Genomic DNA, 22,450 nt, shown 5'->3' with positions numbered 1-22,450 from the left:
CATTAGAGTATGGCATCACTGGGGCAGGCAGGCCAAAATGGCCGTGCTTGCACGAAAACAATAAACGAAACCAGCATAAGGCTTATCCTGTGACCAAGACCACTTTCCGAATTGTCATCTTCGGTGCCGGTAGCGTTGGCTGTTATATCGGCGGCCGGCTGCTATCCGCCGGCGTTGATGTGGTCATGATTGGCCGGCCCGGAATGCAGGAGGTGCTTCAGGCCAATCCCCTGGTGGTGACCGACTACGAGGGCTTCAGCTTTCGCAGCCAGCTTGCCGAAAACCGGTACGTAACCTCCGCCGAAGCCGCCCGGGAGGCGGACCTGGTTCTGGTCACGGTGAAATCCGCAGCGACGTCTGAGGCGGGCAAACAGCTCGCCCCCTGGGTGCCGGAAGGCATACCGGTGGTCAGCCTGCAGAACGGAATTTCCAACGCTTCACACCTTAAGGAAGCGATGCCGGAAGCCACCGTGCTGGCCGGCATGGTGCCGTTCAATGTGCTACAGCAGCAGCCGGGGCATTTCCATCAGGGTACCGAAGGCCATCTGATGGCAGAGCAGTATCCATCCCTCGATCCCGCCCTGCCCTGGTTTGATAAGGCAGGATTACCCCTGGAACCGAGGTCCGACATCGAATCGGTGATGTGGTCCAAGTTGCTGCTGAACCTGAACAACCCGGTCAACGCGCTTTCAGGCGTCCCCCTGCTGGAGGAGCTATCACAGCGGGACTATCGCCGCTGCCTTGCCCTGGCGCAACGTGAAACGCTGCAACTTCTGAAGACCGCCGGAATCCCCACCGTCAAACTGACCGGCCTGCCGATGAACCTGATTCCGCCACTGATGTCGACGCCGGACTGGCTGTTTACCCGACTGGCCAAACAGATGCTAACCATCGACCCCGTCGCCCGCTCCTCCATGTGGGAAGACCTCCAGGCCGGACGGCCGACGGAGATAGACTGGATCAATGGTGAAGTGGTGAAACTGGCGGAACGGCTGGGTAAGGATGCCCCCGTCAACCGGAAGCTGGTGGAGTTGATGCACGAGCGTGAGCAGGAACCAGCAACCTGGAGCGCCAGGCAACTATGGAATGCGCTGAGAGACGTTCGGTGAGTTCTCCACGGTCAGCGGACGGAACATGCGCCGATACTGCCCGGGGGTCAGTCCGGTCAGGCGCTTGAACAGCCGCCTGAAAAAGGAAACATCCTCATACCCGGCTTCCACGCTCACCGCTTCAACCGAAAGGTTGCCCTGTTCCAGCGCCCGTTTCGCCTGTTCAATACGAAGATTCTGGAGGTACTCCATGATCGATACCCCCGTAGCGGCCTTGAAGCGTCGCTTGATCGTTCGCTCCGGCAGACCGGAGGCCTGGACCAGTCGGGTCACGGCCTTCGCATCCCGATAATTCTCCCGCAGCCACTCTTCACAACGGCGAACAGCCGAATCGGCGTGGTGGGTACGGCGTACCAGGCCGGTATACGGTAACTGGCCCTCACCATGCCACTTCAGCAGGTACACCTTCGCAATGCGCATGGCCTCGCCAATGCCAACGTAGCGGGCGATGATATGCAGTGCCAGATCGTGCCACGATGTGGTGCCACCGGCGGTCACCAGACGGCCACCGGAATGAGCGTAGACCAGGTTGGCTTCCGGCCGGAAGCGCACCTTCGGATAACGGGTCCGGAACAGCTCCTGATAGCCCCAATGGGACGTCGCCTCACAGTGGTCCAACAGCCCGCTCTCCGCGAGCAGAACCGAGCCTGAACACGCCGAGTATACCGTCGCACCCTCGTGATATTTGCGGTTAATCCAGGCCATCAGGACATCGTACCGGCCACCGATATCCTCATCCGGTCCGAGCCAGATTTCCGGCAGAATCAAGACATCCAGTGGCGGATCCTCAGCGATGGCGCACTCCGGCTCTACCGGAATGCCGTGGCCACAGCGAAACGGCGAGCGGGTTACCGAGACTATACGCACATCGAATGGCCGGAATGGCGCGCTGTCGCCCACAAGGGTCTGCCAGAGATTGCCCGTCGCCATCAGCACATCCACCATGCCGTACAACGCCGAACCCGCCGTTTCCGGCAAGGCCAGAATCAGAACCCGGGTTACTTTCGGTTGATTGAGTACCATGGCTTTTGGCCCCTGCGCGAATTCGTGGCACAAACACCCTCTTTTTGTCAAAAATCCATCTGATCAGTGGCGCTGTCAAGCCTTAATTTATCCATGGGCGCCTGGAAAGACGCCCCCGGAATTCCCGGCAACCAATGACGATGAGAAAGGAGAAGACAGATGAACACCCAGGTAAACATCCACACCCGTAACGGCCTTGACCTGATCCAGATGGGCCAGACCATAGAAGCCCTGAAGAACAGTCCCTCCCTCGCCCAATTCGAGTTCCGGGCCAATAACCGGTGGATCAACGGCGGAGAAAACCAATCCACCATCCGCGGATTCTACGGCGCGGGCGCCGAGGATGAATCCCGCTCCGAGGACTTCACGTTCACCAATGGCGAGCCTCCGGTATTGTTGGGCAACAACGAAGGCGCCAATCCTGTCGAGTTCCTGCTGCACGCGCTCGCAGGCTGCGTGACCACCACCACGGTGTTGCACGCCGCTGCCCGTGGAATCACCATTCGTAAGCTGTCCACCCGATTATCCGGCAACATCAACCTGGAGGGACTGCTGGCCCTGAATGACGAGGCAACGGTGGGTTACGAAAGCATTCGGATCCTTTTGGATATCGAGGCGGACTGCAGCGACGAAGAGCTGGACGATCTGCTGTCGTTCGCCAAGGGCCACTCACCGGTATGCAATACCGTGTGCCGGCCAGTACCGGTGACCCTCGAACGCGTCTGAAGCCCCATGCGGGGCGGGCACCTCCCACCCCGCCTCTGGTCGCCCCGGTGGATTTGTGTAAGATGGGTTGTGCCCTTTCACGCCACCGCAGGAACCGGAATGTCATCAGCGCTGATCTATGCCATCTTTGCCGCAACACTGATCGCACTGAGCATCTTCTACCTGTTCTTCTACCGCCAATGGCGCCGCCAACGGGAGTTGCAACAACCCTTTCCGGACCGGTGGCGACAGCTACTGACTACCCAGGTGCCGCTGTACCACAGACTTTCCCCGTCATTCCGACAACAGCTCGAACAACGGGTGCAGCTGTTCCTCGCGGAAAAATCCTTCTACGGCTGCGATGGTTTCAGTGTGGATGACAGGGTTCGCCTCACCATTGCCGGCCACGCCTGCCTGCTGATACTGGCCCGCGACTATAGCGATTTTGATGAAGTACGCAGCATCCTGGTGTATCCGGACGCCTATCACGTAAGAGACGAGGAGAGCGACGGCATGGTGGTCAGCGTCAGTAATGAAGTTCGTGCCGGTGAAGCCTCCAGCCGTGGCCAGGTGGTACTGGCCTGGGCGGAATGCGAAGAAGGGGCGGTCAATCCACAGGGTGAACACAACGTGATTCTCCATGAATTCGCACACCAGCTTGATTACCTCGACGGCACCGCCGATGGCGCACCTCCGCTCAGCGGTGAACAGGCCAGGCAGTGGCAGCAAACCATGACCCGCGCCTACGAACACCTGCGACACTCCCTCCGGCATCACCAGCACAGCTGGCTTGATCCGTACGGTGCTACTGAGCCGGCTGAGTTCTTCGCGGTATTGACGGAAGCCTTCTTTCAGCAACCCCAACACCTGAGCGACGAGCAGCCGGAAGTGTATGAAGCTCTCTGCGGGTTCTACCGGTTTGATCCGCTCAGGGACGTGTTGGATCGACAACGTCAGCCTTGAAGACCACCCGAAAACTTCTCACTGAGAAAGTCCACCAACGCCCTGACCTTGGGCGCGACAAACTTGCGGGTGGGATAGATCGCGTAGATCCCCAACTCCATGGAGCGGTACTCCGGCATCACCTCCACCAGCGATCCCGCCGCCAGGTCTGCGCCCACCAGAAAGTCCGGTTGCAGAATAATGCCCTGATGGCTGAGCGCGACGGCACGACAGGTATCGCCGTTGTTGGTGTTGAGCCAGGGTTGAATGCGAACGGACACCGCACCATTCGGCCCTTCAAAGTGCCAGTCGTGACGCGTGGCCAGATTGCTGTAGGCAATGATTCTGTGCTCCGCCAATTCCGACGGGTGCTCCGGCGTGCCGTGGGTTGCCAGGTAGTCCGGCGAAGCACACAACATTATGCGTGTAGAGGCCAGCTTGCGACTGATCAGCGTGGAACTGGGCAGGCTGGCGATGCGGATAGCCAGGTCAAAGCCTTCCTCGACGATATCCACAATCCGGTCGGCCAGGTTAATGTCCAACTGGACATCCGGGTGCCGCTGATGAAACGCCCCCCAAAGGGGCCCGAGATGGCCAATGCCAAAACTCACCGGTACATTGATTCTCAGCAGCCCGCGGGCATTACCGCTGCGGGAATCCAACTCCGCCTCGGCCTCCTCAACAGCTGACAGCAGTTCCTTGCATCGGAAATAGAAGACCTCCCCCTCATCCGTCAGCGACAGCCGACGGGTGGTGCGGTGCAGCAGCCTCACGCCCAACCGCGTCTCCAGGTCATTTACATACCGGGATGCCGCCGCTTTGGAGACCCCCATCACTTCAGCTGCCCGAACAAAGCTCTTGGCATCCACCACAGACACAAAGGTCTGCATCTCCAGCAATTTATCCATTGTTTCATTTTCCGAGACAGTTAATATCAGTTTCCCATGTTTATCCCACTTAGCATGACGAGTAAAGTTCACTCCATGGTTTAGCAACGAACCCACACAGGAGAGAACACAATGAGCACTCAATTGATCAATCGCGTTTTTGCAACCAACTCAAGCTGGGCAGCCCTGGCACTGAGAATTCCCGTTGGCATCATCTTTGTGGCCCACGGAGCCCAGAAACTGTTTGGCTGGTTTGGCGGCTACGGCCTGGAAGGCACTGGCCAGTGGATGGATTCCATCGGCCTCAGCCCGGGCTACCTGATGGCCCTGATGGCCGGCGGCGCGGAATTCCTCGGCGGCCTGGCCCTGATCATCGGCCTGCTGGTTCGGCCCGCCAGTGCGGTCCTCGCCTTTGCCATGCTGATCGCGATCTTCAGCGTGCATATCGGCAACGGCCTGTTCATGAGCAACAATGGTTATGAGTTTGGTCTTGCACTGCTGGCCGTGTCTGTATCGCTGGTCTTCAGCGGTGGTGGCCGGGCTTCCGTAGACGCCCTGCTCGCCAGGCAGTAAGACCGAACGAAACCATCAGCCCGCGCCAAAAGGAGAATGACATGAAGACATTACCAAGCCTGTTCGTCTCCCACGGCGCGCCCACCTTTGCACTGGACCCTGGCCTCGCTGGCCGGGGTCTGGCTGAGTTGGGGCGTACGCTGAGTCGGCCAAAGGCAATACTCGTGGTGTCTCCTCACTGGATGACACGTGGAGTAGAGGTGGGTACTGCTATCCGGCCGGAGACCATCCACGATTTTGGCGGATTTGATCCTGCCCTTTACGACATCATATACCCGGTCACTGGCCAACCTGAGGTCGCCACCCGCGCCCTGGAACTGCTATCAAAGGCAGGCTGGCCGGCAACCGCCAACCAGCACCGCGGGCTCGACCACGGTGCCTGGGTGCCCTTGCTGCACCTGTTCCCGCAAGCCGATGTACCGGTATTTCAGGTGTCCATGCCACTGGATCTGGATGCGGATTCGGCCTTTCAGCTTGGCCGGGCGCTGTCACCGCTGGCCAACGAAGGCGTCCTGATCGTCGGGTCCGGTAGTCTGACCCACAACCTTTATGAGTTCCGTAGCAGACACGATGACGGCGAGGCCTACGCCAACGAGTTCTCCGAATGGATCCAACGTGCGATTCTGGACGGGGACCATCACCGGCTCCTGCAGGCCCTGGAACTGGCACCCCATGCCCGGCGTGCACACCCGACCACGGAACATTTCTTGCCACTGCTGATTGCACTGGGCGCGGCGAATGCCCCCAGCGAGGCTCGCGTTATCGAAGGCGGCATCCAGCACGGGGTACTGGCAATGGACTCCTTTGTGTTCGGATAGGCCGAAGCCTTACCCCGTGAAGGCCGTCCGCAAAGCGGCAAGATCACACTTTTTTTCATTCTACCAGGGCCCGACCACATACCCGAGCTTGTCCGGCAGCCAGAGGGCAATGCCCGGTATCAGCATAACCAGCAACAGGCTGACGCCCATGGCGGCGATGAACACCAGGGCCCAGCCCATGGTGTGCTCCAGACGAATATTGGCAATACGGGTAGTCACCATCAGGTTGACGGCCACCGGTGGCGTGAACTGGCCGATGGCAATATTCATCGCCAGCAGGATGCCGAACCAGACCGGGTTCCAGCCGAAGTGGTTCATCAAAGGCAGGACAATGGGAATAAGGATGAGGTAGATGGACACGGCATCCAGCAGCATGCCGGCAATCAACACCAGCACCATCACCAGGCCCAGCAGCACCCAGCCGTTCTCGGACAGAGTCAGCAAGGCGTCAGCCAGATGCTGGAATGTCCCCAGGGTGGTCCCCGCCCAGGCGAAAATGCCCGCAAGGGCAATGATCAACATGACAACACCGGAGGTGACGGCGGCATCGGTCATCAGCTCAAAGAGACTGCGCAGGCTGAGGTTACGGTACACCAGGGTGCCAACGATCACACCGTAAGTCACTGCAACAACCGCGGCTTCAGTGGGTGTGAACAGACCCGAGCGCAGGCCGCCGAGGATAATCACCGGCGCGAACAGTGCCGGCAGTGCCGCCCGGAAGCTGGGCCAGAACGGCGGGCGCTCGCTCGTTTCAGGGTCCTCCCAGCCATACTTGCGGGCCAGGAACAGGGCGGGAACCAGCAGGGACAGCCCCGCCAGGATCCCCGGAAACAGACCAGCCGCGAACAGCGCCCGCAGGTCCACACCAGGCACCACAATCGAATAGAGAATCAAGGCAATCGAGGGCGGAATCAGGATGGCCGTCGATGACGACGCGGCTATCAAGGTCGCCGAAAAAGGCTGCGGATAGCCCGCCTTACGCATGCTTGGCAGCATGACCATGGCCACAGCCGCTGCATCCGCCGGGCCTGAACCGCTCATACCGCCCATGATCAGACAGACCAGCACCGCCACCACCGTCAGGCCGCCGTGACGGGGACCGATAATGGCCTGCGCAAACCGGACCAGGCTGGCCGCCACCCCCGCCCGTTCGAAGATCAGGCCGGTCAGGATAAACAGCGGGATGGCAATCAGCGGGTACTTGGCCACGCTGTTGTAGGTGTTGGTGCCGAGGGTCGCCAGCATGTCGGGTGACAGTCCCGCCAGGATACCGACCACGCCCCCGAGACCCAACGCAATCGCCACCGGGACGCCCAACAGCAACGCCAGCAGGAAGCTGCCAATCAGCAGCAGATCAGGACTCATGAATGACCTCCGGATCCTTCTTCCCCCGCAGGCGATCAATCAGGTTCTGGGTCATGCGGATGATGATGGCAAGAGACATCAACGGCAGCCAGATCACGTAAATCCAGTTGGGCAGCCCCAGCCCTGGAGACAGGGATTCCCACTGGTGTTCCTCCCATGCGAACTTGGCCCCGTACCAGGTGGTAATACCCATAACAATGACACCGGCCAGCCACTGCAACACAAACACCGCTTTTCTGGCCCGTGAAGGCAAGTAGTGCTCGATCAGTTCGATGCGGATGTGCTGATTATGGCGGGCCGCCACTGCTGCCCCGGCAAACGTCAGCAGAACCAGCAGGAACACCGAAAACTCTTCCGTAAAGGCGAACGAGGCATCGGTTGCATAGCGGACAATGACGTTACCCAGACTGATCACGCAAATGGCAATCAGCGCCAGGGTCGCCAGCCAGGCTTCTGGCCTGAACTTCGGGGGGCGGGATGGCATGGTTACTCCGGTTAAGACGACAGCGCCCGCCGGAGTGGCAGGCGCCGGGAGAGTCGAGGCTTACTGCTGGCGGTCAGCGACCGCCTTCTGCGCCTGCTCGACCAGTTCTTCGCCAATACGAGGCGTCCACTTTTCGTAGACAGACTGGGTTGCTGCAACAAAGGCGTCATGCTGTTCCTGCGTCAGTTCGGTCACTTGAACGCCACGTTCCTCGATAGCAGCCAGGGTGGCCTCCAATTCAGCACGGGATTTCTCGATTTCCCACTGGCCGGCATCGATGGCGGCCTGCTTCAGCAATTCCTGATCTTCCGGGGTAAACTGGCTCCAGACCCGGTTGCCGACCGCAAATACCAGTGGGTCCGCCATGTAGTGCCACAGCGTCAAATGTTCCTGGCCGACCTGGTCAATACGCGCGACGTCAAATACCGACAACGGGTTTTCCTGGCCATCCACGGCGCCGGTCGTCAGCGCCGGCTTGGCATCGGCCCAACTCATCTGGGTGGGGTTGGCCCCCAGTTCCGTGAAGGTATCCTGGAACAGTGGCGACCCCACAACGCGGATCTTCAGCCCTTCAAGATCGGACGGCTCGCTGATTGCCCGCTTGGAATTAGACAGCTCGCGGAAACCGTTTTCGCCCCAGGCCAGTGGCGTCACACCGCGCTTCTCAATAGCCGCAAAAATTGCCTCACCGGCCTCGCCCTGAGTAATCGCATCAATGGCCGCGTAGTCCGGCATCAGGAATGGCAGGGAGAAGAGGTTAAGCTCCGGCACCTGCGGGGACCAGTTAATAGTGGAACCCACCGCCATATCAATCAGCCCTGAACGCATGGCCGAAAACTCCTTGGTCTGGTCACCGGAGACCAGCTGGGAGTTGCTGTAAATCTTCATGTTGATGCGACCTTCCGAGCGCTCCTTGACCAGCTCGACCCACTTGTCAGCAGCCTGGCCCCAGGGGAAGGCTGACGGCAATACGGTGGAAACGGTGTATTCATCCTTGTACTGGGCGTTGGCAACAGAACTGAATAACAAAGTTGCGGCGGCAGCAGCCATAAACATTCTACGATTCAGCATCTCTTCTTCCTTTTATTATGTTCATTCGTTGGCAGCGGCGTGACTGAAAAGCGGCTGCTGTCAGCGATTATAGGAGGGGGGCTTGGCAGGAGGCAAAGATAAAAAGTCTAAGCCTGTGTCGCAGAAGAACAATTTTCGATGGCCCCGCTGCATGAGGGCGATGCCTTTGACATCAGGCTCCCACCGAACAAGACAGAATGCGGGACAGATGGCTGTACGGCAGTCCCGTCTCCCGATGCCAATTGGTAAACGCCTGCTGCGCCTGAACCAGGGCTTTCTTGCTTCCTGGTGTCGCGTCCAGCAGTTCCTCCCGCCGCAGCCCGGCAACCACATCCGGTGACAGGATAAAACCGTCCCAGCCGACCCTGCGCAAAAAATACTGGGCCGTGTTACCGCCCAGGCGTGCTCCGTTACGTTTGAGCCAGAGCAGCAGGCCCACCTGATCCTCGGATGGCCAGTTGCCCAGAAAAGCGCCAAAACTGCCTTGCTCGCGAGCGGCATCGACGATCATACGGGCGTTTTCAGGGACCGTGCGGATTTTCTGCATGTTTCGCACAATGCGCTCATCCCGCACCAGATCTTCCAGTACCTCCGGCGGCACCTGCTGCCAGTAGAGCGGGACAAAGCCCTGAAACGCCGACTCGAAGCCCGGCCACTTGTTCTCGATCACCCGCCAAACAAACCCTGCCTTGAAAATGCAGCGGGTAACTTCGGAAAGGTAGCGGTCATCGCCAATCGCTTCCAGTTCCCCGGCTTCCGCCACACGCGGCAGGAGTGAACGCAACGCCACCTCACCCCCTTTGTGGGCTGCGGCCTGGTCATATATTCTGGAGAAGGACATGATGAATTCTTCCGGGTTTCAGTTGTCGAAACTGATCATTCTGGTCCACTATGAAAGAAGAAACCAATCGGATCAGCGAGGCAACCATATGTCGGCTATAGGATGGATATTCATCGTACTTGCCTTCGGTCTGGTGCTTGGTAGCCTGTTTATGCTGCGCGACAGTGCCAGCAAATTCCGGATCTCTGACAAAAAGATGAAAAAGATCCAGCAGCGCAAAGCAGAGGTCGAGGCCGAGGAAAGCGCCGAGGACAGGGAGAACTAAGCCCCCCAGTCCTTGCTGTCAGTGGTGCTCATGCCCCTGCATGTCCATCTTGTCTTTCTTCTCTGGAACCGCGGCGCCGTCCAGTGATTCAACATTCAGCTCAACATCCATCGTCTCTGCGCCGTCAAAGCTTACAGTGAGCGGAATACTCTCCCCCTCTTTCAGCGGCCCCTTCAGTTTTTCCAGCATCAGGTGATAGCTGTGGGGCTTGAGCTCCACGGTTTCGCCGGCAGGGATGATCAGACCGTTTTCCAGCGTCCGCATGCTCATCACGCCGTCGGTCATGCGACTTTCATGGATGGATACCTCCTTGGCTCTGGGCGTTCTGGCGCTGGTGAAAGTGATATCGCTGGTTCCGTTGTTGGTAATAGCCATATACCCCACGCCCATAGGCATACCCGGTGGTGTGGGACGACTCCATGGATGATCTATTTTTACAGTACCCCGGGTGTAGTCGTGAGCCATGACAGGCGTGGTCATCAGGGCACTGCAGGCCAGCAGCAGGGTTCCGGCCAAACGGGTGGTTCTTTTCATGGTGTCTCGCATAAGTTGTGGTTTTGAATCGATAACGGTCATCCGGGCTGGAAGTGTTGCCTTCATTTTTCCGGAAGGCAAGTATCGGGATGATGTGAATCGCTTTTTTTAGCTCAGGGCTGCTGAAGCGCTTCCACCAGCCCTGCCAGAAAACGGGCGGCTTCACCGCCTGTAGCTGCCCGATGATCAAAAGTGACCGACAGCGGCAGGATGCGGCGAATAGTAGCGCTGCCCTTATAAGGCACCACTTTCTCGCGGATGGTACCCGCGCCCACAATGGCCACCTGCGGCGGGGTTACAACGGGGTTGGCATACTGACCGGCCATGGTGCCGAAGTTGGAAAGGGTAATGGTCGCGCCCTGCATTTCCTTCGGCGGAATCTTGCGGGTGGCAACCGCTTCACGCAGGTTTTCCAGGCCCTTGCGCAGGTCTTTCAGGGTACGATGATTCACATCCCGCAGTACTGGCACGAACAGGCCATCCGGCGTATCCACGGCAATGCCCACGTGCACTTCACTCAACAGCCGCCGGCTGAGATTGTCACCATCAAACCAGCAGTTCATCGCCGGCGATGCGTCACAGGCAGCGGCGATCGCCTGTACCAGGCGCATGGTAATGTCGGTGCCCTCTTTCCAGTCACCGATATCCACGTCTTCGTAGATAGACACCGGCACCACCCGGGCATGGGACAATGCCATGTTTTTGGCCATGGTTCGGCGTGTGCCCCGCAGCGGTTCCGCGTCCCCCAGCTGTTTCTGGTGGCTAGCCTGTTTATGCACATCATCGTTGGTAATCAGACCGCCCGGGCCGCTGCCTTTAATCTGCTCCAGGCTGACTCCCAATCGCTCCGCCAGGGCCCTTACACCGGGGGTCGCGCGATTGGCCCGTGCACGCCTGCTGGACGGCGCGGCGCCGACGATAAACTGGTCCTGTCCGGAGCCTGGCTCGGCTTTTTTCAGCTCACCCACCACGGTTCCACTGTCGTCTCCTTCGCCTTCGTAGGCTAGCAGCGGTTCTCCGGTGTGGATGATGTCGCCAGGCCCGCCAAACAGTTTGGCGATGACGCCAGCTTCCGGTGACGGCACTTCCACGATGGCCTTGGCAGTTTCGACGCTGACAAGAACCTGGTCCACGTCTACTGTGTCCCCCACCTTCACATGCCATTCGACGATTTCCGCCTCCGGGAGGCCTTCACCGAGATCCGGGAGTTTGAAGTTTTTCATGGGGCTTCAGCTCCATTGGGTTGTCGGATTACGCCTGCGGCTAATCCGACCTACGGTGGCGTTTTCTGTTACAGGGCGATGACTTGCTCCACGGCTTCGACTATGTCCTCTACGTGGGGCAAGTAGGCCTGCTCGTTGCGGTAGTAGGGCATGATGGTGTCGTATCCGGTCACCCGCACGATCGGCGCCTGCAAATCCAGGAAGGCGGCTTCGGCAATGGAAGCCGCAACTTCCGCCCCTACCCCGCCGTTGCGGCAGGCTTCATGCACAATCACGGCCCGACCGGTTTTAGCGACGGAACACAGCAGCGTTTCCCGATCCAGCGGGCTAATGGTGGCAACATCGATCACCTCCGTGGAAATGCCCTGTTCCGCGAGCTTGTCAGCGGCCTGCAGGGTTTCCAGTATGGAAGCCCCCCAGCTGATCAGGGTGACGTCATCCCCTTCACGCAGGGTGAAACAGGTATCCAGCGGCAGCGCTTCGCCGTTGTCGGCAACGCTTTGGGTGACCGCCCGGTAGATGCGCTTGGGTTCCAGGAATACCACCGGGTCCGGATTGCGAATAGCCGCCAGCAGCAGACCGTAGGCCCGTTGCGGCGAACTGGGAATCACCACCCGCAGGCCGGGCACATGGGCGAACAGGGCCTCGGTGCTTTCAGAATGATGTTCGGGAGCATGAATACCACCGCCAAAGGGTGCGCGATACACCAGCGGACAATGCAACCGGCCCCGGGTACGGTTGCGCATGCGCGCGGCGTGGCTGACCATTTGCTCCATACCAGCGTAGATAAAGCCCATGAACTGGAACTCAGCGACCGGACGAAGGCCTTGTGTGGCCATGCCAATAGCGGTGCCGGCGATCAGATTTTCCGCCAGCGGCGTGTCCATCACCCGTTTGAACCCGAAGCGCTCCTTCAGCCCAACGGTGGCGCGAAAAACGCCGCCGTTGGTTGCAATGTCTTCCCCGAGTACCACGACGTTCTCGTCATGTTCCATTTCCCAGGCGAGAGCCATGTTGACTGCCTCCACCAGGGTCACGTCCTTCACCTGGCTCGCCTTCCTTTTGTCCACGGCTTTCTGGGCGGACGCGTTCATGCGACACCTCCCTGCCCAGCCTGGGCACGGTACTTGTTGGCGATGCGATCACGCTGGTCTTGCAGGGCTACCGGCAGGGTTTCAAACAGGTAGTCCATCATGGCGGTAGGCGGCTCGGCTTCTATCGCCAAATATTCCTCAACGGCTTTGTCGACTCTTTCCTTGCACTGGGCCTGCAGTTGTTTTTCCAGGTCCGCGTCCCATTGCCCGGTGTCGTGCAGGTAATTCTGCAGGCGTTTGACGCCGTCCCTCTCCCAGGCCTTTTTCAACTCCTCCGCACTGCGGTAGCGGGTAGCATCATCGGCGGTTGTGTGGTCCCCGAGCCGGTAGGTCACCGCCTCGATAACAGCAGCCCCCTTGCCTCCGTGCGCCCGCTCCAGCGCATGGTCGATGGCCTCGGTCACGGCGAAGTAGTCGTTGCCATCCACGATATGTCCCGGTAATCCGGCACCAATGGCCTTCTGGGCAATGGTTTCAGCCCCGCACTGGATACTGAGGGGGGTGGAGATTGCCCATTGATTGTTGATCACCACAAACACCACCGGCAGGTGCCAGGCCCCCGCCAGGTTGATGCTTTCCAGAAAATCTCCTTTCGAGGTGCCACCGTCCCCGACGCAACACACCACGGCCCGATCCTCGCCACGAATCCGGAAGGCTGATGCCACGCCCACGGCATGGCAGCACTGGGTGGCAATAGGGACTGCAATGGGTAAGTCTTCCCGGCAGTTTTCCCAGGCGCTGCCCCGTTCATCCCCACCCCAGTACAGCAGCATCTCCTTCAGGCTGACACCTCGCAGGGTATGCGCGGCCTGATCCCGATAATAAGGTACCAGGACATCGGTTTTCGCCATGCTCTGGCCAATCACCGTGCCGATCAACTCATGCCCCAGTACCGAGGGGTAGGTGCCGCACTTACCAGTACGTTGCAGTGCAATGGTCTTGGAATCGAAGGTGCGGGTCAGCACCATATGGCGGTAGGCAGCCAGAGTACGCTCGGTATCCCTGGCCTGGGGCGGCAGATCGCCGAGTGGCTTGCCGTGATCATCCAGATAGCAGGTACTATCCACATGAAACTCGTGGCGCTCTCTCATCCCATCCTCCTTGCACAGAGTACCCGAAGGCACTCTGTTTAATGGGCAGTCTGTTTAATATTTAGACGACCAGGAGGGATTGATCAATTCACGCCTTTTTGACGAACTCCGATTTCAGCTTCATGGCGCCAATGCCGTCGATCTTGCAATCGATATCGTGGTCACCCTCCACCAGACGAATGTTCTTCACCTTGGTGCCGACCTTGACCACGGCGCTGGAGCCTTTCACTTTCAGGTCCTTGATCACCGTCACGGTATCGCCCTCCTGCAGTTCATTGCCGTTGGCGTCACGGATCGATTTCCCGGCTTCTTCGGCCGCAGTTTCCGTCTCACTCCATTCGTGGCCACATTCCGGGCACACCAATTGAACCCCGTCTTCGTAGGCATACTCGGACTGACACTGTGGGCAAAGCGGGAGCTGGGACATGGAATGGTTCCTGTAGCGATATAAAGAGCATGAAGTTTACCAGAAACCATGCCCCCCGGTGCGGCAACGACTAACCGCCAGGCGAAACCCGCGCCAGCACGGTCGGGTTCTCCGACAACGGCAGGGCAATGATCACCCCCTCGTTCGATGTCGGGTACACATCCGTGAGCCGGGTAATATTGACCTGATGAGACACCAGAACAACAGGCGCCCCTTCATCCAGATCATTCACCAGCGCGATGGTCTGCTTCGTTGCCATACCGCCAGCCCCGCGATTGCCGAAAAACGAATTCAGAGACGGCCACTCAGTCACTGTCCCCATATTCATTTCCGTAGCCGTCTCCATACACCGACACCACTGACTGCTGAACACTCTGGCCTGCCGGATACCCTGTTTTTGCAGGAATGGTTTCCAGGCCCGAGCCTGCTCCCGCCCCTGTTCGTTCAGGTTCCGCTGGGTACTGCAGTCATCAAGATCAAAGTTGCCAGGGTCCCCGGTACCGGGTGCCAGGGCATGACGCAGCATCAGCACCGCACGGCCTTCCCGCAGAGCCTCCCAGGCGTCTTCGTTATCAGCGTTCACCATTACTGGTGTAACGATGAAAACCGCGAACAAAAATCCGACTACAAATCGTCGCACCATAATAGTCATCTCCCTCGAACTGTTTTGTCGCACAACAAGGCCGCGGAGTTATCTGTTCTGCCGGAGGGCGCTCTTTAAGATCACTGTCCAAAAATGTCGGAGGCCATGGATGGCCGGAGATCAAGCGCACAGGGATGTGCTTGTAGCGTTTTTTGGACAGTGATCTTAAAGGGCGCCTGGCACCCAATTCACAGACCCGGTAAACAATACGCGGAACAAACCTACCAAGCTCACTATAACAAAAGGTAAACTTCACCCCAGAACCATACCGACAAAGGAACCAGCCATGCCAATATGGGTCGACGCCGACGCCTGCCCCGTTCCCATCCGGGAAATCCTCTGCCGCGCCGCCACCCGCTGGCAGATCGACACCACCTTCATCGCCAACCACGCCATCAGCCTGCCCCCGAGTCCCTACATCAAGCGTATGCAAGTGCCCCAGGGTTTTGATGTCGCGGACAACGAAATCATGGATCAGATGAGGCCCGGAGACCTGGTCATCACCCAGGACATCCCTCTCGCAGCCGAGGCAATCGACAAAGGCGCCGACGTCTTCAACCCCCGGGGTCAGGCCTTTACCAAAGAAAACATCCGCCAGCGCCTGGCCATGCGCAACTTCATGGAAGAAATGCGCAACGCCGGCCAGGTGACCGGTGGACCGGCCCCGTTCAGCCAGACCGATCGCAAAGAGTTCGCCGACAAGCTGGACCGCTGGCTGCAACGCCACGCCCACAAGTGATAATGATTCTGTTTTAAAACTCGAACAAATCCGCTACCCTTCCCGGCTTTATGCCTGCAGGTACCTATACCTGCGTGTTTCATGGGAGAGAAGCGGAGTATGTCCTCACACAGCCACAAAACCACCAGCAGCTTTGCCGCCCTGGCCCGCCTGCTGAGGTACGCCCGGGGCTACCGCCGGCAGATCATTGCAGCCGCCACCTGCTCCGTCATCAACAAGCTCTTCGACATCGCGCCGGAAATTCTCATTGGTGTCGCCATTGATGTGGTGGTCAACAAGGAAGAGAGCTTTGTGGCTGGCCTGGGGTTCGAAACCGCCCAGGAACAGATCACCATTCTGGCCATTCTCACCTTCTTTATCTGGGCAGGCGAATCGCTGTTCGAGTACCTGTTCCAGATCCTCTGGCGCAACCTGGCTCAACGACTGCAGTCAGATCTGCGACAGGACGCTTATGAACACGCCCAGCGCCTGGACATGAGTTTCTTCGAAGCCCGCAGCTCCGGTCAGTTAGTGGCCACTATGAACGACGACGTGAACCAGCTTGAACGCTTCCTGGACGGCGGTGCCAACGCCATGATCCAGGTACTGGTCACTGTGGTCGCCGTGGGCGCGGTGTTCTTTGTACTCTCCCCGCTGATCGCCCTGCTGGCATTCACTCCGATTCCCCTGATCGTCTGGGGCGCTTTCTATTTCCAGCGCAAGGCCGGTCCTCTGTACGCCGATGTACGGGAAAAAGTGGGTGATCTCTCCAGCCGTCTGGCCAACAACCTCGGCGGCATTGCCACCATCAAGAGCTTCACCGCAGAGCAACGTGAGGCCCAGCGGCTGAAGGAAAGCAGTGAAGCCTATGTGGAAGCCAACCGTCGGGCCATTCGCATCAGCTCCGCGTTCATTCCCGTGATCCGCATGGCCATTCTGGCCGGTTTCCTCGCCACCTTCACTGTTGGCGGTATGATGGCCCTGAACGGCACCCTGAACGTGGGCGCCTACGGTGTGCTGGTGTTCCTGACCCAACGCCTGCTTTGGCCATTGACCGGCCTTGCGGAAGTCATTGACCTGTTCGAACGAGCCATGGCCAGCACCCGCCGTATCCTCGACCTGTTGTCCGAACCGGTGCATATACGCGATGAGGCCGGGAAAACTCTCAACGAGCCCGTCAAAGGCGAAGTGGCGCTGGAGAACGTAAGCTTTCACTACCCCACCAGCGGCGCCGGCATCCGCGACATAGACTTGCAAGTGCCAGCAGGCAACACCCTCGCTCTGGTCGGTGCGACCGGCTCAGGGAAATCCACCCTGATCAAGCTGTTACTGCGATTTTACGACCCCAGTCATGGCGAGATTCGCATCGATGGCCAGCCCATTCAGGGCATCAGCCTGAAATCCCTGCGCAGTGCCATTGGCCTGGTGAGCCAGGATGTGTATCTGTTCGAGGGCAGCATTCGCGAAAATCTGGCTTACGGCAAGCCCGATGCATCCGATGCCGAGATCCTTGAGGCTGCCAGAACAGCCGAAGCCTGGTCATTCATCGATGCCCTGCCCGACGGTCTGGATACCGCTGTGGGTGAGCGCGGTGTTCGCCTTTCCGGCGGCCAGCGGCAACGCCTGTCCCTGGCCCGCGCGCTGCTGAAGAATCCCCCGATCCTGGTCCTGGACGAGGCCACCAGTGCGGTGGACAACGAAACTGAGGCGGCCATTCAACGGTCCCTGAAGCGTATCGGCCACAATCGCACCGTGATCATGATCGCCCATCGCCTCTCCACGATTGTCGATGCGGATTCCATTGCAGTGGTGGACGGCGGCAGAGTCGTGGAAAGCGGTACCCACCAACAGCTGCTTGAGCAGAACGGGGCCTATGCAGCCCAGTGGCGGGTGCAGACCGGCCAGGTTTACATCCCGGCCGACTCTTACTCCAATATATATTGATAGTAATTCGCATTTAGATTATTCTGCAGGCCCTCAGCAACCATCCTTCAGATCCAAGAGAGCCTGCATGTCTGCGTTCTTCAAAGTATCCGGCCTGGGTGTGCACATCGGTGACGCCGCCATACTTCGCAATATCAACCTTGAGTTTCGCGAAGGCGAAGTCACGGCCCTGCTCGGACACAATGGCTCCGGCAAGTCTACATTGCTGAAAATCCTGGCTCGCCAAATGTCTCCGTCGTCCGGCGATGTCAGCGTGCTGGGCACGTCGTTCAACGGTACCGGAGCCCGGGAATTCGCCCGCACGGTAGGCTACCTTCCCCAACACCCACCCGGAACCGACGGCCTGACCGTGCGGGAGCTGGTGGCCCTTGGCCGCTACCCCTGGCGAGGCCCGCTGGGCCGTTACAACGATGAAGATTACCGGCTGATCGACCAGGCCATTGACGATACCGGGCTCGGCCGTTTTCAGCATCGTTCCGTGGATACCTTGTCGGGGGGTGAACGCCAGCGCGCCTGGATCGCCATGCTGCTGGCCCAGCAGACCCGCTGCCTGCTATTGGATGAGCCGATTTCCGCGCTTGATGTAAAACATCAGGTGGAAACTCTGCGGCTGGTCCACCGCCTGGCCGAAGAGCGGGAGTTGACCGTGATAGTGGTATTGCACGATGTGGACCTCGCCGCCCGCTTCTGTGACCGCCTGGTGGCGCTGAAAACCGGCGAACTGGTTGCCGACGGCAGCCCGAGCGAGATTATGGACTCCGGCATTCTCGAATCCATTTACGGTGTGCCCATGGGCGTTATGGAGCGGGCACCGGGACAGTGGGTTTCCTATGTTCACTGACCGCCAGCCAACACGCCTGATCACGACGCTGCTTCTGATCCTGCTGCCCATGCTGGCCAGCGCCGCAACCTGGCAGCATGAATACGGCACCCTCACCCTCGACGAACCACCGAAACGGGTGATCGCTCTGAACTGGGCGGCCACCGAAGCCCTGTTGCTCCTGGGCGTTACCCCCGTCGGGGTGGCGGATCGGGATGGCTACTCAGTCTGGGTCAAGGAACCGGAACTGCCGGATGGCGTGCACGATATCGGTACCCGGGTGGCGCCCAGCCTGGAAGCCATCGCTGAACTGAAACCGGATCTGATTGTCACCAGCTCCGAAATGGCGCCCGCCGCCAACCTGCTGGAACGGATCGCTCCCACCTACGTGATCAGCGTTTACAGGGAGGGCAGCCAGCCGTTCGACAAGGCCCGGGAAATGCTGCTGACACTGGGCGACATGCTGGATCGCGAGGAACGCGCGGAAGCCATCCTGGCGGATATAGAACGGACCCTGAAGACCCAACGCCAACGCCTGGAAAATGCCGGCATGACTGATAGGCCGGTCGCCCTGGTGAACTTCCTGGACGATCGCCATGTGCGGATCTATGCCCCCAACGGCCTGTACCAGAGAGCTCTTGAGGGGCTTGGCCTGACCAACACCTGGTCACGGCAAGGCAACTTCTGGGGCTTTTCAGTGGTCGGGCTTGAGGCGATTGCCCCCTATGAAGACAGCCGTGTAGTGGTGATTTCACCAACCCCGCCCGGCCTGTCGGATAATCTCGCCAGCAGCCCCTTCTGGACCTACCTGCCGCCGGTGAAGCGTGAGCAGATCTATCAAGTGGACGCCACATGGCCATTCGGCGGCGTGTTCCCGGTTAAACGACTCGCGACGCAGCTTGCCGATAGCTTGCTGGAAGGAGGGGCCGACAATGTACGCTGACACCTCCCCCCTGCCTTCGGCACGCCCGACCATTCCGGCCACACTGCCAACGGCAGCGGTGATTCTCTGGCTCGGCGCGCTCATCGCCAGCGCCACACCCTGGCTGAATCAGCTGGAGCCTGCGGCGCTGCTCTCCGCATTCTGGACATTCGATCCCGATCAGTACGCCTCGGTGCTGGCCCATTACAGCTGGGCGCCCCGCGTATCCATAGCCATTCTGATCGGCTGCGGACTGGGTTTGGCAGGCGCCGTCACCCAGCAGATCCTCGGCAACCCCCTGGCGTCTCCCACGACGCTCGGTGTCGAAGCCGGCGGCCAGTTTGGCGTCACCGTGGCCACCCTGTTTGCGCCCGGCCTGCTGGCATTCAGCCCGGACCTGGCCGCCATGGGAGGTGGTTTGCTGGCTATCGGACTGGTCGTCGCACTGACGTGGCGCCTGGGCTTTTCACCGGTGACGGTCATTCTCGCCGGCCTGGTGATTACCTTTTTCCTTGGGGCCATGAATATGGCCTTCCTGCTGCTTAAAGGGGAGTGGCTCGGCAACCTGTTCATCTGGGGGGCTGGCTCCCTGGTTCAGAGTAACTGGGGTCCGTTTATGGACCTCTGGCCGCGGGTACTGGTGCTCGCGTTCCTCATGTTACTGCTGATGCGACCGTTGCAGTTGCTTCAACTCGGGCAGGCATCCGCCAGCTCACTGGGCGCGCGGGTGGCGTTGATCCGCATGCTGGCGCTGTTCCTGGTGGTATTAATGAGCACCACAGTGGTCAGCCGCGTCGGTGTTGTCGCGTTTATCGGGCTCGCAGCGCCGGTGCTCGCCAGACTCCTGGGCGCACGCACCCTGGGCAGCCGTTTGCTGTGGAGCACATTAATGGGCGGCGGCCTGTTGCTGTTGGCCGATACCCTGGCGCACTGGGCTTCCACCTGGGGCGATGGTTCCCTGGTACCCACCGGAACGACCACGGCGCTGATTGGCGGCCCGGTCATCCTCATGGCTCTGCAAAGTTTCAGGAATACCCACCATATGCCCGGCCAGGAATCGAGCCCGGCAGGCTTTCTGCCCAAACGACGTTCTCCTGTCATTGTGAGTGGCGTTGTTGTAGCCCTGCTACTGATCACCATCGTGATCTCCATGGGCTGGTCCCCGGGGCTCGATGGCTGGAACTGGACGGCCATCAGCCAGTGGCACGAAGCCTGGGTCTGGCGCGGCCCGAGACTGCTTGCGGCAACTCTTGCAGGTGTCGCCCTGGGACTGGCCGGCACGCTGATCCAACGCATGACCGGCAATCCCATGGGTAGCCCGGAGATGCTGGGCATCAGTGGTGGCGCAGCCCTGGTCATGGTCATGATTGTGTTGTCCGGCATGGAAGTCGGGCGCGTCGGTCAGGTTGGCGCCGCCACACTCGGCGCCGCCTCGGCGCTCGGCCTGCTGATCCTGTTGGCACGCAAACACCGGTTTGCCGGCAACCAACTCCTGCTTGGCGGCCTGGCGTTGTATGTATTCATGGATGCGGGGCTGCGACTGGTGATGGCCTCGGGTGGCACCGTGGCCTCCCAGCTTCTGAACTGGATGTACGGCTCCACCTGGCTGATTTCGGAGAATGAAGCCTTTGGCCTGATGGCATTTGTTGTCCTGATCTGCGGGTTTCTGTGCCTGGTGGTCCGCCCACTGACCCTTTTGCCACTCGGCGATACCTCCGCATCATCGTTGGGATTGCCAGTTGCCAAGGCTCGTTTGCTGCTTCTGCTGGTAGCGGCGGTGCTGACCGCCTCCGCCACGGTGGTGATCGGGCCGCTGAGTTTCGTAGGGCTGATCGCGCCCCATCTGGCCCGCGTGCTCGGTCAGCAAACGGTTGGCCGCCAGATGGTGGTAGCAGCCCTGGTCGGCGGGCTGCTGCTTGCTGCCGCCGATTACCTGTCCCGCATTGTGGTTTATCCAGGCCAGTTGCCAGCTGGCTTACTCGCGGCCCTGGTCGGTGGCGTCTACTTCCTGTGGGGGCTGAGCCGCCATGGCCGCGCCTGAATCGGCACTCCGGCAGTGGCCGGAGCAGTATCGTCAGTTGCTTGTCGGGGCCGGGCTGGATCGGGACACGGAACTGGCCGCAGCCCTGCAACCTCAGGATACCAACCGGCCGGCGTTGTTCTCCCTGTCACAGGGCCTCCACCAGCCGGATTTACTGAGGCAGCAGGTTCGCGCCGATTACCCGGACGCACAAAGCGGCCGGGCCGTCACCGCGCGTTTGTCTGTGCTGCAACAGGACCTTGCCCTGAACATTATCGCGCCTCTGACCTTACGGCTTTTCCTGCATGGGGAAGCGCCCTTGCCGGATCCCGACCGGATCTTTTTCGGAGCGTTGCGCCCCGGGAAGGAACAGCCATCGCGCTGGTTTCAGGCAACCACGTCGGCCCCGGTCAACGTGAGTGATTTTGTCAGTGGCGTGGAAGCACTGGTGAATGCCTGGTACCCGGTATTCCGGAAGGCACTCGGCGTCAGTCCTGGCGCTTACTGGAGCAGTATCGGGCTGGGGCTCGGCGCCCCGTTTTCAGTGGTATGGAACCGTGGCGAGCCGGCTGCCGTTTGCCGGCTGGCTCAATCATGGCTGAAACAGTTCGAGTGCGATGCCAACCGTTTTATTGACTGGATTCCCGCCGAGTTCAGCGGTCATTCATGCGCTATCCCTCAGCGCAAGGGCTGCTGTCTGCAGTATCTGTTACCGGATGGCGGTTATTGCGGGACTTGCGGTATCTATCGAAAGGAACGCATGGCAACGCTCAGCCACCAAAAGCCGAGCTCAACACCAGGCCAATGGCAGCCAAACCTATAAGCAGCCCGGAACTTGCGGCTATTTTTAATCCTTCAATCATTTCCTGCTCGGGTGTCATTCCCTGCCCTCCCTTCAGTCTCTGCAGTCTCTGATCAAAAAAGTATGGCC

At 59.7% G+C, this 22,450-nt stretch carries 24 protein-coding genes; 12 read left to right on the top strand and 12 right to left on the bottom strand.

The genetic code is table 11. The features are described 5' to 3' along the window. Positions 1–89: 89 nt before the first annotated feature. A complete protein-coding gene (locus ACJO5Y_RS15755; protein ID WP_406988529.1) occupies positions 90–1,109 on the top strand; it encodes a 2-dehydropantoate 2-reductase in 1,020 nt (339 codons plus the stop codon). On the opposite strand, the gene ACJO5Y_RS15750 is transcribed toward ACJO5Y_RS15755, so the two are convergent. Continuing rightward, positions 1,080–2,132: a GlxA family transcriptional regulator gene (locus ACJO5Y_RS15750; RefSeq protein ID WP_406988528.1), complete on the bottom strand. Its 1,053-nt coding sequence runs from the start codon at positions 2,130–2,132 to the stop codon at positions 1,080–1,082. The genes ACJO5Y_RS15755 and ACJO5Y_RS15750 overlap by 30 nt on opposite strands. A 159-nt stretch (positions 2,133–2,291) precedes the next feature. Here ACJO5Y_RS15750 and ACJO5Y_RS15745 point away from each other — a divergent pair, with 159 nt between their 5' ends. Both ACJO5Y_RS15745 and ACJO5Y_RS15740 read left to right on the top strand, forming a co-directional pair. Then, the gene (locus tag ACJO5Y_RS15745) at positions 2,292–2,858 is read left to right on the top strand and encodes an OsmC family protein (RefSeq protein WP_406988527.1); all 567 of its coding nucleotides are present in this window, start codon (positions 2,292–2,294) and stop codon (positions 2,856–2,858) included. A gap of 99 nt (positions 2,859–2,957) precedes the next feature. Beyond that, positions 2,958–3,800, top strand: a complete 843-nt coding sequence (locus tag ACJO5Y_RS15740; protein WP_406988526.1) for a M90 family metallopeptidase — start codon at positions 2,958–2,960, stop codon at positions 3,798–3,800. Here ACJO5Y_RS15740 and ACJO5Y_RS15735 read toward each other — a convergent pair. Beyond that, positions 3,791–4,687 carry a LysR family transcriptional regulator gene (locus ACJO5Y_RS15735; protein ID WP_406988524.1) on the bottom strand — a complete coding sequence of 299 codons (897 nt, stop codon included), beginning with the start codon at positions 4,685–4,687 and terminating at the stop codon, positions 3,791–3,793. The two genes, ACJO5Y_RS15740 and ACJO5Y_RS15735, sit on opposite strands and share 10 nt — an antisense overlap. Positions 4,688–4,798: 111 nt before the next feature. Here ACJO5Y_RS15735 and ACJO5Y_RS15730 point away from each other — a divergent pair, with 111 nt between their 5' ends. Together ACJO5Y_RS15730 and ACJO5Y_RS15725 are read left to right on the top strand one after the other, a co-directional pair. Further along, entirely contained in the window at positions 4,799–5,239 is a 441-nt protein-coding gene (locus tag ACJO5Y_RS15730) for a DoxX family protein (RefSeq protein WP_406988522.1), read from the top strand. Between the two features lie 41 nt (positions 5,240–5,280). Beyond that, positions 5,281–6,057: a dioxygenase family protein gene (locus ACJO5Y_RS15725; protein WP_406988521.1), complete on the top strand. Its 777-nt coding sequence runs from the start codon at positions 5,281–5,283 to the stop codon at positions 6,055–6,057. 60 nt (positions 6,058–6,117) lie between these two features. Here the strand turns inward: ACJO5Y_RS15725 and ACJO5Y_RS15720 are convergent, their stop codons facing one another. The 4 genes from ACJO5Y_RS15720 to ACJO5Y_RS15705 all read right to left on the bottom strand — a co-directional run bounded on the left by ACJO5Y_RS15720 (position 6,118) and on the right by ACJO5Y_RS15705 (position 9,818). Then, the gene (locus ACJO5Y_RS15720) at positions 6,118–7,422 is read right to left on the bottom strand and encodes a TRAP transporter large permease (protein WP_406988519.1); all 1,305 of its coding nucleotides are present in this window, start codon (positions 7,420–7,422) and stop codon (positions 6,118–6,120) included. Further along, positions 7,412–7,906 carry a TRAP transporter small permease gene (locus ACJO5Y_RS15715; RefSeq protein ID WP_406988517.1) on the bottom strand — a complete coding sequence of 165 codons (495 nt, stop codon included), beginning with the start codon at positions 7,904–7,906 and terminating at the stop codon, positions 7,412–7,414. The genes ACJO5Y_RS15720 and ACJO5Y_RS15715 overlap by 11 nt, the downstream gene beginning before the upstream one ends. 60 nt (positions 7,907–7,966) lie before the next feature. Next, entirely contained in the window at positions 7,967–8,977 is a 1,011-nt protein-coding gene (locus tag ACJO5Y_RS15710; protein WP_406988516.1) for a DctP family TRAP transporter solute-binding subunit, read from the bottom strand. 172 nt (positions 8,978–9,149) lie between these two features. Next, a complete protein-coding gene (locus ACJO5Y_RS15705; RefSeq protein ID WP_406988514.1) occupies positions 9,150–9,818 on the bottom strand; it encodes a DNA-3-methyladenine glycosylase I in 669 nt (222 codons plus the stop codon). On the opposite strand from ACJO5Y_RS15705, the gene ACJO5Y_RS15700 reads away from it, so the two are divergent. Next, positions 9,817–10,083, top strand: a complete 267-nt coding sequence (locus ACJO5Y_RS15700; protein WP_406988513.1) for a DUF2897 family protein — start codon at positions 9,817–9,819, stop codon at positions 10,081–10,083. The genes ACJO5Y_RS15705 and ACJO5Y_RS15700 overlap by 2 nt on opposite strands. An 18-nt stretch (positions 10,084–10,101) precedes the next feature. Here ACJO5Y_RS15700 and ACJO5Y_RS15695 read toward each other — a convergent pair whose 3' ends face one another. The 6 genes from ACJO5Y_RS15695 to ACJO5Y_RS15670 all read right to left on the bottom strand — a co-directional run bounded on the left by ACJO5Y_RS15695 (position 10,102) and on the right by ACJO5Y_RS15670 (position 15,038). Next, positions 10,102–10,617 (bottom strand): copper chaperone PCu(A)C, encoded by a 516-nt coding sequence (locus ACJO5Y_RS15695; RefSeq protein WP_406988512.1) that lies wholly within the window; start codon positions 10,615–10,617, stop codon positions 10,102–10,104. Between the two features lie 113 nt (positions 10,618–10,730). Beyond that, a complete protein-coding gene (locus tag ACJO5Y_RS15690; protein ID WP_406988511.1) occupies positions 10,731–11,840 on the bottom strand; it encodes a dihydrolipoamide acetyltransferase family protein in 1,110 nt (369 codons plus the stop codon). Positions 11,841–11,908: 68 nt separating this feature from the next. Continuing rightward, entirely contained in the window at positions 11,909–12,934 is a 1,026-nt protein-coding gene (locus ACJO5Y_RS15685; protein WP_406988510.1) for an alpha-ketoacid dehydrogenase subunit beta, read from the bottom strand. Beyond that, positions 12,931–14,025 carry a pyruvate dehydrogenase (acetyl-transferring) E1 component subunit alpha gene (gene pdhA / locus ACJO5Y_RS15680; protein WP_406988509.1) on the bottom strand — a complete coding sequence of 365 codons (1,095 nt, stop codon included), beginning with the start codon at positions 14,023–14,025 and terminating at the stop codon, positions 12,931–12,933. The genes ACJO5Y_RS15685 and pdhA overlap by 4 nt, the downstream gene beginning before the upstream one ends. Before the next feature lie 88 nt (positions 14,026–14,113). Further along, positions 14,114–14,452 (bottom strand): zinc ribbon domain-containing protein YjdM, encoded by a 339-nt coding sequence (locus ACJO5Y_RS15675; RefSeq protein ID WP_406988508.1) that lies wholly within the window; start codon positions 14,450–14,452, stop codon positions 14,114–14,116. A gap of 70 nt (positions 14,453–14,522) precedes the next feature. Continuing rightward, on the bottom strand, positions 14,523–15,038 hold the full coding sequence (locus tag ACJO5Y_RS15670) for a histidine phosphatase family protein (RefSeq protein ID WP_406988713.1): 516 nt from the start codon (positions 15,036–15,038) through the stop codon (positions 14,523–14,525). A gap of 343 nt (positions 15,039–15,381) precedes the next feature. On the opposite strand from ACJO5Y_RS15670, the gene ACJO5Y_RS15665 reads away from it, so the two are divergent. From ACJO5Y_RS15665 to ACJO5Y_RS15640, 6 genes are all read left to right on the top strand, one after another. Then, positions 15,382–15,834 carry a YaiI/YqxD family protein gene (locus ACJO5Y_RS15665; protein ID WP_406988506.1) on the top strand — a complete coding sequence of 151 codons (453 nt, stop codon included), beginning with the start codon at positions 15,382–15,384 and terminating at the stop codon, positions 15,832–15,834. A 99-nt stretch (positions 15,835–15,933) separates the two neighbouring features. Continuing rightward, positions 15,934–17,757 (top strand): ABC transporter ATP-binding protein, encoded by a 1,824-nt coding sequence (locus ACJO5Y_RS15660; RefSeq protein WP_406988504.1) that lies wholly within the window; start codon positions 15,934–15,936, stop codon positions 17,755–17,757. A 67-nt stretch (positions 17,758–17,824) separates the two neighbouring features. Beyond that, positions 17,825–18,598 carry an ABC transporter ATP-binding protein gene (locus tag ACJO5Y_RS15655; RefSeq protein WP_406988502.1) on the top strand — a complete coding sequence of 258 codons (774 nt, stop codon included), beginning with the start codon at positions 17,825–17,827 and terminating at the stop codon, positions 18,596–18,598. Continuing rightward, positions 18,588–19,520, top strand: coding sequence for an ABC transporter substrate-binding protein (locus tag ACJO5Y_RS15650; RefSeq protein WP_406988500.1), 933 nt, complete (start codon positions 18,588–18,590; stop codon positions 19,518–19,520). Before ACJO5Y_RS15655 ends, ACJO5Y_RS15650 begins: the two co-directional genes overlap by 11 nt. Then, entirely contained in the window at positions 19,510–21,540 is a 2,031-nt protein-coding gene (gene fhuB, locus ACJO5Y_RS15645; RefSeq protein ID WP_406988499.1) for a Fe(3+)-hydroxamate ABC transporter permease FhuB, read from the top strand. The genes ACJO5Y_RS15650 and fhuB overlap by 11 nt, the downstream gene beginning before the upstream one ends. Then, positions 21,527–22,342, top strand: coding sequence for a (2Fe-2S)-binding protein (locus ACJO5Y_RS15640; RefSeq protein WP_406988498.1), 816 nt, complete (start codon positions 21,527–21,529; stop codon positions 22,340–22,342). Before fhuB ends, ACJO5Y_RS15640 begins: the two co-directional genes overlap by 14 nt. Positions 22,343–22,450: the final 108 nt, after the last annotated feature.

The sequence above is a fragment of the Marinobacter alkalisoli genome (assembly GCF_045449855.1).
Lineage (GTDB): Bacteria > Pseudomonadota > Gammaproteobacteria > Pseudomonadales > Oleiphilaceae > Marinobacter.
The sequence above is the reverse complement of the archived record's forward strand: the minus strand, read 5'-3'. Positions and strand labels throughout refer to the sequence as shown.